This window comes from Paenibacillus alkaliterrae (genome assembly GCF_021532375.1).
Classification (GTDB): domain Bacteria; phylum Bacillota; class Bacilli; order Paenibacillales; family Paenibacillaceae; genus Pristimantibacillus; species Pristimantibacillus alkaliterrae.
The window spans coordinates 1-12,352 of record NZ_JAKGAP010000058.1 but is presented as its reverse complement, the minus strand read 5'-3'; the positions used below and the strand labels follow the sequence as shown (position 1 = coordinate 12,352).

The window sequence follows — 12,352 nt, the reverse complement described above, 5'->3', positions numbered from 1 at the left end:
AGAATAAGAAGCTTGGCGCGAAGGAGATTGGAATGGACATCATTCAGACGGCAGCGCTTGCCGTATTGCTAATTATTGCTTTCGTTACGGATGTTAAATCGCAAATAATTCCTAACCGCTTGACGGTAAGCTTCTTCGCAGCCGCATGGCTGTACCAGTTTACCGTTCACGGCAAGACGGGACTTATTGCCGCTGCTTCAGGTGCCGCCGCCGGATTTGTACCGCTGCTGCTGCTTCATCTTGCGAAAGGAATAGGAGCGGGCGATGTCAAGCTGTTTGCGGCAATTGGCGCGTGGGCAGGCGTATGGATCGTCTTGCAAATGCTGTTTTACGCGATTTTGTATGCAGGCCTGATCGGGATCGTTCTTCTTCTCGTGAATCGCTCCTTTGGACGAAAAATATGGCTGGAGGTGACGGCTCTTACCGTTCCATCATCAGGCTGGAGAAAGCATCAGTGGCTGCAGTGGACCGAATCAGGCAATAAGTTTCCGTTCATGCTTGCGGTAGCGCCTGCGGCGATAACGGTATGGTCGATGCTTCAAGAAGTGAACTTATGGGGAAGGTGATGATCGCCATGCAAAGCTACCGGATAGATTTTGCCATGAATCGCGGGCATGAAATGACGTTAGACCGAGAGTCTGGCATAGATCGCAGTGAACTAGACGACATCGAGCTTCAAATGCTGCATAGCCAGCGTATTCCTTATTTGCTGCCTGTCGATTGGTTTGAATTAGACGGTAAAGTAACCTTTCGCTATACGCTGACCGGTATGAAAATGTTATTGCATCGTATGCAGCAGCAATCGCTTACGATGGAGCAATACTATACACTCATTCTTAGCGTGACGGATGCGTTAAGCGAGTGCAAGCACTACATGCTGCGGCCGGAGGGCTGTTTGCTTGATGAGCAATTTATTTTTATTGGCGAGCAGCTGCATGATATCCGGCTGGCGTACGTTCCGATGAAAGGCGGAGCAGAAGAGCAGCCTATCGGAGCCAATGACCTGCTTGCGTTGATTGTGCGGTTTACTTCCTATGTCGATCGGATCGATGGAGCGGGCTTAAAACGTATATTGCAGCACCTGATCGGCAAGAAGTGGCCTCTCGCAGATTTACGTTCGACGCTGCTGGAATTAATTGGCGGAAGCGAATTGAAGCCTATGACGGCGCAGCCGCGCCTGAGCGAACATTTGATTGACCGTTTCTCTCTGCGTCCGGCCGTGCATCAGCATACACCATTACAGCTGAATGATCTGGAGGATGAGAAGGCAGAGCTATTTGAGAAGCCTATCGCGGCTAGTGACGAATACGCTGATATTCCTTACATACAGGAGCAAGAGGTTGAGGACTCCAAAAAAAAATGGATCGTTACTGCCGCGCTTGTTATCGCGATCGCTTGCATATGGCGCTTTATATATTTCGCGGTATTCACACGCCAAGGTTTGCTCATCAGCGCAGGCATCACGCTGCTGCTGATAGCAGCTATTCTATTTGTTTGTAGAAAGAGCTCGTTTCAGCAGGAGTCTGCGGAAGAGGAAGCGTTCGAAATGGGGCAGCTTATTCCGGCTTCGGGAGCTTTGGCCAAGCTGGAAAAGCGTCATGCGGAGCAAGAAATCGATGAACAAGGCAAGGTTAAAGCATTATACGGGGCGGTGGCGGACAGTCAGGCTGCCTCGCATTATTCCATGGCCGAGAATGCTGTTGTCCCTGCCGCTGAACCGACGGTTCTGCTGGGGAATGCCGGGCCGCAAAAGGCTCCAAGCGAGCCAGCCTTATGGTTAAAGAGAAGCTGGGAGGGTCAAGATTCAAAAATCGATTTAACGGAGACTTGCTTCAAAATCGGAAGAACTGGCGAGCAGGTCAGCTATGCGGAGCATGTAAACGGTGTGTCGCGTCTGCATTTGGAAATTGAACGCGTGGACGGCGAACATAGAGCGAAGGATCTTGGCTCTAGAAACGGGAGCCTGCTAAATGGTCAAACTATGATAGCCTACAAGGCTTATAAGCTCGCAATCGGTGATGTTATCCATTTAGCAGGTGCGACCGGCCCGTCTTACGAGCTAAAATCCGGTTGAGGTTTACGTTATTTACGCCCTACTAAATCCTGCATGGCGCTTGCGATGGTAGGATAGCGGAAGGTGAAGCCGTGCCCGAGCGCTTTGCGCGGCACAGCGCGTTGTCCATCAAGCAGCAAGGCAGACATTTCGCCAAACATGATGCGCTGCTTCGCAGCGGCCGTCCATCGCTGATTAATCGATTCGCCCGCAAGATTGACGATGGCGTCGATTCCATCCATCAAGGACGGAGCAGCTTCGAGCTCTGTCCAGGTTACGTGATGAAGACCGGAGACTTGACGCTGCTCCTTCGAGCTGCTGCGCGAAATAATCCATACCTCATCCTTTCGATTTAACAAAGCTTTCGTCAGCGCACATCCGATAAATCCCGCCCCGCCGGCTACCGCAATCCGCATCCCGTTATCGCTCCTTACTTATCCGCTATTTAATCTCTTCTATTTTGACGAGCCAATTTTGTTTAAAGTCAGCTTCGCCTTCGATGGCTTTCTCCGTATATTCGAATTTCACTTTTGCATTTGGCGGAATATTTTCTACGGTTGCTGCCAGCTCTTCAGTTATTTGAAGAGCCAATGCGCCGGAGGCAGTTACAATTTCTATAGAGTGAGAGTCTATTAGACCCGTATAGTTGCCTTCATCCATTTTGACTGGGTCGACCGGCGGATTCTCTGCACCGTTATTATTATCGGTATCGGCAGTAGGCTCAGGTGAAGAGACATCCGGCTCGATTACACCGCTTTCGTCAGGTAAATCGACCACTGGTCCGTTGTTCACACTTCCTTGCTGCTCGTTGCCTGTATTCGTAGTATCATTGCCGCCGCAAGCTGATGCGGTGAGCATTACAGCTAGAAGAACCGCTCCTGCTGCCGCTGCTTTTTTGCTTCTTCTTCGCTTCGATGAGTTCATCATAAAGAACCACCTCCTGCAGTTATTAACGTAATGGGAGCGCGGAAGGTTACACTTTTATTTAAACGCGGTGCTGCCCTTTGACGCAAAATATAAATGAGCTTAAGCCGCGCGGAACGGCTTAAACTCATTTATTAAGCAGATGCTTATAGGGAGCGTAGTCAATTCCTTGTCGTTCAAGGAAGGCGACCAGGCTGCGGTAATCGCGTTTGGGAGTGGCGCGTATGTAGCCTTCGATGCAATGCTCGCGAGTGACAGACGAAGCGCCGTGCTCAATGGCCACTTGCCCGATCTTGGCGGCGATAGAATGTTTAGCTATATCGCGAAAAGCGCTTGGCACCGGAGAAACCAGCTCGTCAAGCAAGGCCTTGGAGTCATCGTTCCACATGCTTCGGCTGCGTTCTACCCAGTAGTTTTGCCAATCGAGCTTGGACTTGCCGTCTCGCATCGGAAGCACCTTGAGAAATTTTCGAAACATGAAAAATCCGCCAATCGACATAGCGCCAACCATGACGATTGCCCAAAAAACGATAAAGTACATAAACCAGTCAGGCGCAACTTTCATACGTATCTTTCACCTCAATAATGAATTATACCGTATTCCTAGATTTATTTCGACATTCCTTGTAAAATAAGGTTTGATCAACCGAAAGGGGCGTAAATTTCATGTTAAAAATAGGTTCCCATGTATCATTTTCGGACAAGGGGCTGCAGACTGCTGCCGAGGAAGCGATATCGTACGGTTCAAGCACATTCATGATCTACACCGGCGCACCGCAAAATACTAGACGGAAGCCGATCGATTCGTTATATATTGAGGAAGGCAAAGCGCTTATGGAGCAGGCAGGCATCAATGAAATCGTTGTGCATGCTCCATATATTGTGAATTTGGGATCGTACAAGCCGGATACATTCGAGCTCGCGGTTTCATTCCTTCAGGAGGAAATGCGCCGAACGGATTATATTGGTGTTCGTAATATTGTCCTGCATCCAGGCGCTTATACGGATAAGGATGCCGAATTCGGCATTGCGCGCATAGCGGAAGGGCTAAACGAGGTGCTATCGGGCACAAAAGAGACGAATGTCAACATTGCCCTTGAAACGATGGCGGGCAAGGGCACGGAAATCGGCCGCAGCTTCGAGGAGCTGGCTGCCATTATTGACAAGGTGCAGGACAACCATCGCCTAACGGTTTGCATGGATACCTGCCATATGCATGACGCGGGCTACGATCTTGTAAATGATTTGGATGGCGTGCTTGACGAATTCGATCGAGTGGTCGGTCTTGATCGGGTAGCCGTCGTTCATGTGAATGACAGCAAAAACCCGCGCGGAGCGGGCAAGGACCGTCATGCGCCGATTGGTGCAGGCTGGCTTGGGCATGAGGCGATTCATTCGATCGTGCATCATGAAGCTCTCAAAGGACGTCCGTTCATCCTTGAAACGCCATGGATCGGTAAAGAGGACAAAACCGAGCGTCCGATGTACGAGGCGGAAATCGCTTTACTAAGCGGAAATGCGCGTCATCGCTTAGGGGAATCCTACTTCGAGGATGTAGAACGTCTGCATCATTTCTTCGGCAAGCAAGAAATAGATCCAATAACATTTGTGCTTTCCACATGGGACCTGCTCAAAAATGACGCAAAAGCGAAAAAAGCAGATCCGCGCGAGCCGATGGAACGTCTATACGATCTGGTTATCGCAGGCGAAGCATTGCCTTCCTTGCTGACTGAGGAGCAGGTCAATCAGCGAATTACCGCTTGGTTTGCAGGTAAGCAGCTGCTAACAAATGTTTAGTATACGTTTTTTGACAAAAACAATTTTAGAAAGCAGTAGTGAAAGGAAGTTTGAAGTTTATGTCATCGCCATTTAACTCGCCAGACCAAACGAACCTGTCTAACGGCAAGGGCGGCCGTGCACGCATGCTGATTTCTTGTCCGGACCGTCCGGGTATCGTGGCGGCAGTATCGCATTTCTTGTATGAGCACGGCGCGAATATCGTGCAATCGGATCAGTATACAATGGATCCGGAGGGCGGCATGTTTTTCATCCGCTTTGAATTTGATTTGAACGATTTGGAAAAGGAGCTGCCGGTGCTGGTAGAGGATTTCACCAGAGTAGCTGATCGTTTCGATATGAAATGGCATACGTTCCGGGCAAGCCGCAAGAAGCGTCTCGCCGTTTTCGTATCGAAAGAGGATCATTGCTTGCTTGAGCTGCTATGGCAATGGAAAGCCGGAGATCTCGACGCGGATATTTCGATGGTTATCAGCAACCATCCTGACATGCGCGAGCTTGTTGAATCATTCGGTATCCCGTATCACCATATTCCGGTTACGGCGAGCACGAAAGCTGAAGCGGAACGCAAGCAGATGGAGGTCGTTGCGGATAAAGCGGATATTGTTGTCTTGGCCCGCTATATGCAAATCATTTCGCCGAAGTTCATCGAGCAATTCCCGAACCGCATCATTAATATCCACCATTCCTTCCTGCCGGCCTTTGTCGGCGGCAAGCCGTATGCTCAAGCTTACACGCGCGGTGTGAAAATTATCGGGGCGACAGCGCATTATGTAACCGAGGAGCTTGACGGCGGACCTATTATCGAGCAGGACGTACAGCGTGTCAGCCACCGTGATAACGTGGAAGATTTGAAACGCATCGGAAGGACGATTGAACGCGTTGTGCTTGCTCGCGCCGTCAAATGGCATATCGAGGACCGCGTAATCGTACACCATAATAAGACGGTTGTATTCAACTAACTGCATTTTTATGCAACAATCTATTATTTTAGATGGAAAACAAGCATTCAGAATGATACAATATTCAAAGTTATTGCGTACTGGTATGACGCTGATCGTTATAGAGAAACCATATAACGAGACGAAATTAGACTAGATTTAGACTATAGGAGGAATTTGGAATGACGGTTACACAAAAATCGGTTCAACAGCTTTCGATCGATACAATTCGCACACTCGCGATTGACGCAATCGAGAAAGCAAAATCAGGTCATCCTGGTATGCCTATGGGCGCTGCTCCAATGGGCTATCAGCTGTTTGCAAAAAACATGAAGCACAACCCATCGAACCCTGCTTGGGTGAACCGCGACCGATTCGTATTATCTGCGGGTCACGGATCGATGCTGTTATACAGCCTGCTTCACCTGTCCGGCTACGATTTGCCGCTTGAAGAGCTGCAAAACTTCCGTCAATGGGGCTCCCTGACGCCAGGCCACCCTGAGTTTGGCCACACGGCCGGCGTTGATGCAACGACGGGTCCGCTTGGACAAGGTGTGGCAATGGCAGTCGGTATGGCGATCGCGGAAGCGCAGCTTGCGGCTACTTATAATAAAGAAGGCCACGATCTTATTAATCACTTCACGTACTCCATTTGCGGCGACGGCGACCTGATGGAAGGCATCTCTCACGAGGCAGCTTCCTTCGCTGGTCACCTTGGTCTTGGCAAACTGGTCGTATTGTACGATTCCAACGACATTTCCCTTGATGGCGAATTAAGCCTCTCCTTCTCCGAAAGCGTTCAAAAGCGTTTTGAAGGATATGGCTGGCAAGTGCTCCGCGTAGAGGACGGCAACGACTTAGATGCATTGTCTAAAGCAATTGCTGCGGCACAAGCAGATTTGTCCAAGCCTGCTTTGATCGAAGTGAAAACGGTCATCGGCTACGGCAGCCCGAACAAAGGCGGCAAAGGCGGTCACGCCGGTCCACACGGATCACCGCTAGGTGCTGAAGAAACAAAATTGACGAAGCAAACCTACGGCTGGTCGGAAGATCACCAATTCCACGTGCCTGACGAAGTTCGCGCTCATTTCGCGGAAGTGAAAAGCAGCGGCGAGCAAGCAAATGCACAATGGGATGCTAGCTTGGCGGCTTATAAAGAAGCTTACCCTGAGCTTGCGGCACAATTCGAGCTTGCGGTCTCAGGCGCATTGCCAGAGGGCTGGGACGCTGACCTTCCTGCTTACACGACGGCAGACAATGCGGTATCGACTCGCGTAGCCTCCGGCAACGCGCTTAACGGTCTTGCGAAAAACGTGCCAAACCTCGTAGGAGGATCGGCTGACCTTGAGAGCTCGACGATGACTCACCTGAAAGGTCTGACGCAATTTAAACCGGGCAGCTACGACGGCCGCAACATCTATTTCGGCGTTCGTGAGTTCGGAATGGCTGCTGCAATGAACGGAATTGCGCTTCACAGCGGCTTGAAAGTATTCGGCGGAACGTTCTTCGTATTTACGGACTACCTGCGTCCTGCTATTCGTCTTGCTGCGCTGATGAAGCTTCCGGTTGTTTATGTGCTGACGCATGACAGTATCGCTGTCGGCGAAGACGGTCCTACGCATGAGCCGATCGAGCAGCTTGCTTCGATCCGCATCATCCCTGATCTGACGGTTATCCGTCCGGCTGACGCAAACGAGACATCCGCTGCATGGGCTTACGCAGTCGAGAACACTGGCAACCCGGTTGCGCTTGTGCTGACACGTCAAAACCTCCCGATCCTTGAAGGCACAGTTAGCAATGTCCATGAGAATGTCCGCCGCGGAGCTTATGTTGTATCGGACGCTGCAAACGGCAAGCCGCAAGCGCAAATTGTTGCGACTGGCTCAGAAGTGCAATTGGCTGTAGCCGCTCAGAAGGTACTTGCCGAAGAGGGTATTCAAGTTCGCGTCATCAGCATGCCGAGCTGGGATTTGTTCGAGAAGCAATCGAAGGAGTACAAAAACTCCGTCATTCTTCCTGAAGTTAAAGCCCGCCTTGCCATCGAGATGGCTCATCCGTTCGGCTGGGAGCGTTACACGGGAGATCAAGGCGATATTCTCGCAATCGACCGTTTCGGCGCATCCGCACCTGGCGACCGCGTAATCAAAGAGTACGGATTTACGGTTGAGAACGTTGTTAGCAAAGTGAAAGCCTTACTGTAATAAAGGCAGCTTTGCCTTTGCATTCGATATATAAAGGAGATTACACTCACCATGTCTCAATTCGAAAATGTAACGGTCATCAAGAAGGCTAACGTCTACTTCGATGGTAAAGTAACGAGCCGCGCTGTCGTATTCGAGGACGGCACGAAAAAAACGCTCGGCATTATGCTGCCCGGCGATTACGAGTTTGGAACGGACTGCCTCGAAATCATGGAGATTTTGGCTGGCGACTTGAAAGTACTGCTTCCCGGCGAAACCGAGTGGCTGCACATTCAAGGCGAAGGCGAATTCAAAGTGCCTGCGAACACGAAGTTCAAGCTTCAGGTTGCTGAAGTAACAGACTACTGCTGCTCGTATATTTACGAGTAAGCATAGCTTCACTCTCAAAGAAGAGGTTTTCCTGCTCCGGTGTTCATTCGCCTGCAGGGAAGCCTCTTTTTTTGCTGCGCTCATTTCCCTAAAATCATTTTTTCCTCATAATTCGATTTTTCGTGACAAATGCGGCTTAAATCAAATTGATTTCAAGCGGGTAAATCGGATAAGGTTAGTAGAGCAACTTGTTAGGAGGGAGAGCTTTTGAAGGAAAGAAATTTTACGCCCCTGATCGCAATCTTATCGCTGGTCTTGGTGGCGATCATCACGATTTTGTTCTTTATGCCAGCTTATGACGGAGAGATTGGTTTCGATGTCACCATATTGCCGCTCATGAACGCGATTTTCAACTGCTTTACGTTCATTGCGCTTAGCGTAGCGTTGGTTGCAATTTTGAAAAAGAACTTGAAGCTGCACCGCCTATTCATTGGCGCGGCTTTTACATCGACCACGCTGTTCCTTGTCTCCTATGTAACGTACCACTATTTAACGGAATCAACGAAATATGGCGGGGAGGGGGCGCTTCGTTCGATCTATTTCTTCGTTCTGCTCACTCATATCGTCCTAGCGGTAGTCGTTGTGCCGCTTGCGCTCTTTTCCGTCGTTCGGGGCTTGCAGATGAAGGTAGAGAAGCATCGCAAAATCGCAAGATGGACGATGCCGATTTGGCTATATGTAAGCTTTACCGGCGTCGTAGTCTACTTGCTGATATCGCCATATTATTAAGCTGGAAAAAGGCTGAGGGCCGCCGGGATAACCCGGCGGCCTTTCGTGCATTAGGCTGCCGCTTCGGCTTCGCCTGCGAATTAGATACACGGAATACAATTATTTTACACCGGATTAGCGTCTTCTACACCTTGCCGCCGCCGAACTTGCGTCCGATCCATTGCTCGTAGGCTTGCCCTACGCTGGACATGTCCAGCCCGCTTAAGCCGAGCGATTCGCCGATCTGAAATTGGCTTTTCGTCGCTTCCAGCAGGGGCGTCGGTACCTTCAGGCTGTCCGATAACACGGAGCTAAGCTTCAAATCCTTCAGCATCAGTTCAAGCGAAAATTGTACGTCAAAGTTACCCTCGAGCAGCTTCTGTCCTTTCATTTCGGCCGCCTTGCTAGCCGCTCCTCCCGACTGGACAAGCTCCAGGAACGCGCTGCCGTCGATGCCGCCGCTTGCTGCGATCGCCATTCCTTCCGATAACGCGACAACGTTAATGCCTACTATCGTATTATGCGCCAGCTTGGCGATCGAGCCGCTGCCGTTCGGACCCATGGGGATGACCTTCCGTCCCATCGCGAGCAGCACGGCCTCTGCGCCTGCGAGCGCCTCGGTGGAGCCGCCAACCATGAACACGAGCGTTCCGCCTTCCGCAGCAGGCTTGCTGCCCGTTACGGGCGCGTCTAGAAACGATGCGCCGACTGCTTCTGCCGCAGCGGCAAGCTCTTTAGCAAGCGTGGACGATATTGTGCTGCTGTCAATGAGAATATGTCCGCTGCGAGCACCGGCAAATACACCATTTTCACCCCAATAAACCTCGCGGATAGCCGCATCATTACTAATCATCGTAATGACGATATCGGACGACTCCGCTACGGCCGCCGGCGTCCTCAGCTCCTTCGCGCCTAGCGCCAGCAGTGAATCCGCTTTGCCTGGCGTCCGGTTATAAACGGTTACTTCAAATCCTTTGTTCAGCAAATTCGCCGCCATGCCCTGGCCCATAACGCCTAATCCGATAAATCCTACTTTATTCATATGAATTCCTCCGTTGCAAACTGTTTTTATTTGATTATACAAGTTCTTCATCAATTTTTCATAGTTCCGATGCTTGTTTTTATAAAGTAAATCCGATATTGTAGATGCTAAGTTGAAAGGCGTTATCACTGCTTTAATTGTAACAGCAAAACATTTAGGAGGTCTATTTTTCGATGAGCAAAACAGTAAAATTCGACTACACCAAGGCGCTGACGTTTGTCGGCCAGCACGAAATCGATTATTTGGCGGAGCCGGTTCGTCTCGCGCATGAGCAATTACATAACGGAACGGGCGCAGGCTCGGATTACCTGGGCTGGATCGACCTGCCGGCCAACTACGATAAAGAAGAGTTTGCGCGCATTCAGAAGGCCGCTGACAAAATTAAATCGGATTCAGAAGTACTGATTGTGATCGGTATCGGCGGTTCTTATCTTGGCGCCCGCGCAGCGATCGAAATGCTGTCGCACTCGTTCTATAATATTTTACCGAAGGATGAGCGGAAGACGCCTCAAGTTCTATTCGCCGGCAACAACATCAGCTCGACCTATGTGACCCACCTGCTCCAGTTGGTTGAAGGCCGCGACTGGTCGATCAATGTCATCTCGAAATCCGGCACGACGACCGAGCCTGCGATCGCATTCCGCGTATTCCGCGCAGCGCTTGAGAAGAAGTACGGCAAAGAAGAGGCCCGCAAACGCATCTACGCGACAACGGACAGAGAGAAGGGCGCTTTGAAGAAGCTTTCTACGGAAGAGGGCTATGAGTCATTCGTTATCCCTGACGATGTAGGCGGACGTTATTCCGTACTTACTGCTGTAGGATTGCTGCCTATCGCGGCTGCCGGCATCAACATTGAATCGATGATGCAAGGCGCGGCAGACGCATCGAAAGAGTACAGCAATCCTAACCTCGCCGAGAACGAGGCTTACCAATATGCGGCGGCCCGCAACGCGCTTTACCGCAAAGGCAAGGCAACTGAAATACTCGTGAACTACGAGCCTTCGCTGCATTTCGTATCCGAGTGGTGGAAGCAGCTCTTCGGCGAAAGCGAAGGCAAGGACTACAAAGGTATTTTCCCGGCTGCGGTAGATTTCTCGACAGACCTGCACTCGATGGGCCAATTTATCCAAGAGGGCAACCGGAACATTTTTGAAACGGTCATTCAAGTGAATGAAGTGGCTGAGCAAATCACGATCGAGCACGACGCTGCGGATCTGGACGGCCTTAACTTCTTGACGGGAAAAACGATGGACTTCGTGAACAAGAAAGCATTCGAAGGAACGCTTCTTGCGCATACGGACGGCCAAGTGCCGAATTTGATCGTCAATATTGCGGACATGACGCCGTATTCCTTCGGTTACCTTGTCTATTTCTTCGAGAAAGCATGCGGAATCAGCGGATACCTGCTTGGCGTTAATCCGTTCGATCAGCCGGGCGTTGAAGCTTACAAGAAAAATATGTTCGCGCTGCTAGGCAAGCCGGGCTTCGAGAAAGAAAAAGCCGAGCTGGAAGCAAGGCTATAGTCGGCCGGTTTGGTCGGTATACGGGAGCCGAAGTTTATGAAGCTCGATAAGTATAGGACGGTCAGGCGGCAGGGTCATGCGGAGATCGTGATCAAGAAGTCGCGTTTCATCGGCCATGCAAAGCCGGTGGAAACCGAGGAGGAAGCGGTCGCTTTCATTAATGAGATCAAGCAGCTCCATAAGCAGGCGACACATAATTGCTCAGCCTATATCGTGGGCGAACGGGATCAGTTCCAGAAGGCATCTGATGACGGAGAACCAAGCGGTACGGCAGGCAAGCCGATTCTGGAGGTTATTAAGCACAAGGGGCTGAAAAATGTCGCCGTCGTCGTGACGAGGTATTTTGGCGGGATTATGCTTGGTGCCGGCGGACTCGTCCGCGCTTACACCGACGGAGCGGTTGCCGGTATCGGAGCAGCGGATGAAATCGTCAACGTACGGCATCGCGAGGTGTTCGTAGATGTCGATTACACGTGGTACGGCAAGCTGGAGAACGAGCTGCACGGCAGGGGCACCCGGGTCGGCGGGACCGATTTCACGGATCGCGTCATCGTGCGCTGTTTGCCTGAAGCGCCTGAAGCGGAAGCGTTTATCGCTTGGATAACCGATCTGACGCAGGGTCAAGCGAGCATTGCCGAGGGAGATAACGTCTATTATATCGAAGGCGAATAAGAAGGAGTGGAGTATCGGCGACATGCTAATCTGGACCCTATGTCAAGGACACTTAAAAAAAGAGTGGTATTGAACAATTAGGAAACCAATAATAGATGATTCCTGTACTGAACAGGGGTCAT

The 12,352-nt window shown here is 50.7% G+C and carries 13 protein-coding genes; 9 read left to right on the top strand and 4 right to left on the bottom strand.

Translation table 11 applies throughout. From position 1 onward, the window contains the following. Positions 1-32: 32 nt before the first annotated feature. Together L1N85_RS20415 and L1N85_RS20410 are read left to right on the top strand one after the other, a co-directional pair. Entirely contained in the window at positions 33-566 is a 534-nt protein-coding gene (locus L1N85_RS20415) for an A24 family peptidase (RefSeq protein ID WP_235240896.1), read from the top strand. Then, the gene (locus tag L1N85_RS20410; RefSeq protein WP_235240895.1) at positions 554-2,074 is read left to right on the top strand and encodes a DUF6382 domain-containing protein; all 1,521 of its coding nucleotides are present in this window, start codon (positions 554-556) and stop codon (positions 2,072-2,074) included. The genes L1N85_RS20415 and L1N85_RS20410 overlap by 13 nt, the downstream gene beginning before the upstream one ends. Before the next feature lie 8 nt (positions 2,075-2,082). Here L1N85_RS20410 and L1N85_RS20405 read toward each other — a convergent pair whose 3' ends face one another. The 3 genes from L1N85_RS20405 to L1N85_RS20395 all read right to left on the bottom strand — a co-directional run bounded on the left by L1N85_RS20405 (position 2,083) and on the right by L1N85_RS20395 (position 3,542). Then, positions 2,083-2,469, bottom strand: a complete 387-nt coding sequence (locus tag L1N85_RS20405; protein WP_235240894.1) for a DUF1731 domain-containing protein — start codon at positions 2,467-2,469, stop codon at positions 2,083-2,085. 25 nt (positions 2,470-2,494) lie between these two features. Continuing rightward, positions 2,495-2,980 (bottom strand): hypothetical protein, encoded by a 486-nt coding sequence (locus tag L1N85_RS20400; protein ID WP_235240893.1) that lies wholly within the window; start codon positions 2,978-2,980, stop codon positions 2,495-2,497. 124 nt (positions 2,981-3,104) lie between these two features. Next, on the bottom strand, positions 3,105-3,542 hold the full coding sequence (locus tag L1N85_RS20395) for a DUF2621 domain-containing protein (RefSeq protein WP_235240892.1): 438 nt from the start codon (positions 3,540-3,542) through the stop codon (positions 3,105-3,107). 101 nt (positions 3,543-3,643) lie between these two features. On the opposite strand from L1N85_RS20395, the gene L1N85_RS20390 reads away from it, so the two are divergent. The 5 genes from L1N85_RS20390 to L1N85_RS20370 all read left to right on the top strand — a co-directional run bounded on the left by L1N85_RS20390 (position 3,644) and on the right by L1N85_RS20370 (position 9,014). Next, entirely contained in the window at positions 3,644-4,774 is a 1,131-nt protein-coding gene (locus tag L1N85_RS20390; protein WP_235240891.1) for a deoxyribonuclease IV, read from the top strand. 59 nt (positions 4,775-4,833) lie between these two features. After that, on the top strand, positions 4,834-5,736 hold the full coding sequence (purU, locus tag L1N85_RS20385; protein WP_235240890.1) for a formyltetrahydrofolate deformylase: 903 nt from the start codon (positions 4,834-4,836) through the stop codon (positions 5,734-5,736). Between the two features lie 161 nt (positions 5,737-5,897). Continuing rightward, on the top strand, positions 5,898-7,916 hold the full coding sequence (tkt, locus tag L1N85_RS20380; RefSeq protein WP_235240889.1) for a transketolase: 2,019 nt from the start codon (positions 5,898-5,900) through the stop codon (positions 7,914-7,916). 51 nt (positions 7,917-7,967) lie between these two features. Further along, on the top strand, positions 7,968-8,285 hold the full coding sequence (gene ppnP / locus L1N85_RS20375) for a pyrimidine/purine nucleoside phosphorylase (protein WP_235240888.1): 318 nt from the start codon (positions 7,968-7,970) through the stop codon (positions 8,283-8,285). Between the two features lie 207 nt (positions 8,286-8,492). Continuing rightward, entirely contained in the window at positions 8,493-9,014 is a 522-nt protein-coding gene (locus tag L1N85_RS20370; protein WP_235240887.1) for a DUF420 domain-containing protein, read from the top strand. 124 nt (positions 9,015-9,138) lie between these two features. Here the strand turns inward: L1N85_RS20370 and L1N85_RS20365 are convergent, their stop codons facing one another. Further along, the gene (locus L1N85_RS20365; RefSeq protein ID WP_268818398.1) at positions 9,139-10,086 is read right to left on the bottom strand and encodes an NAD(P)-dependent oxidoreductase; all 948 of its coding nucleotides are present in this window, start codon (positions 10,084-10,086) and stop codon (positions 9,139-9,141) included. A 122-nt stretch (positions 10,087-10,208) separates the two neighbouring features. Here L1N85_RS20365 and L1N85_RS20360 point away from each other — a divergent pair, with 122 nt between their 5' ends. Further along, positions 10,209-11,558: a glucose-6-phosphate isomerase gene (locus tag L1N85_RS20360; protein WP_235240885.1), complete on the top strand. Its 1,350-nt coding sequence runs from the start codon at positions 10,209-10,211 to the stop codon at positions 11,556-11,558. A gap of 36 nt (positions 11,559-11,594) precedes the next feature. Then, the gene (locus tag L1N85_RS20355) at positions 11,595-12,230 is read left to right on the top strand and encodes a YigZ family protein (RefSeq protein ID WP_235240884.1); all 636 of its coding nucleotides are present in this window, start codon (positions 11,595-11,597) and stop codon (positions 12,228-12,230) included. Positions 12,231-12,352: the final 122 nt, after the last annotated feature.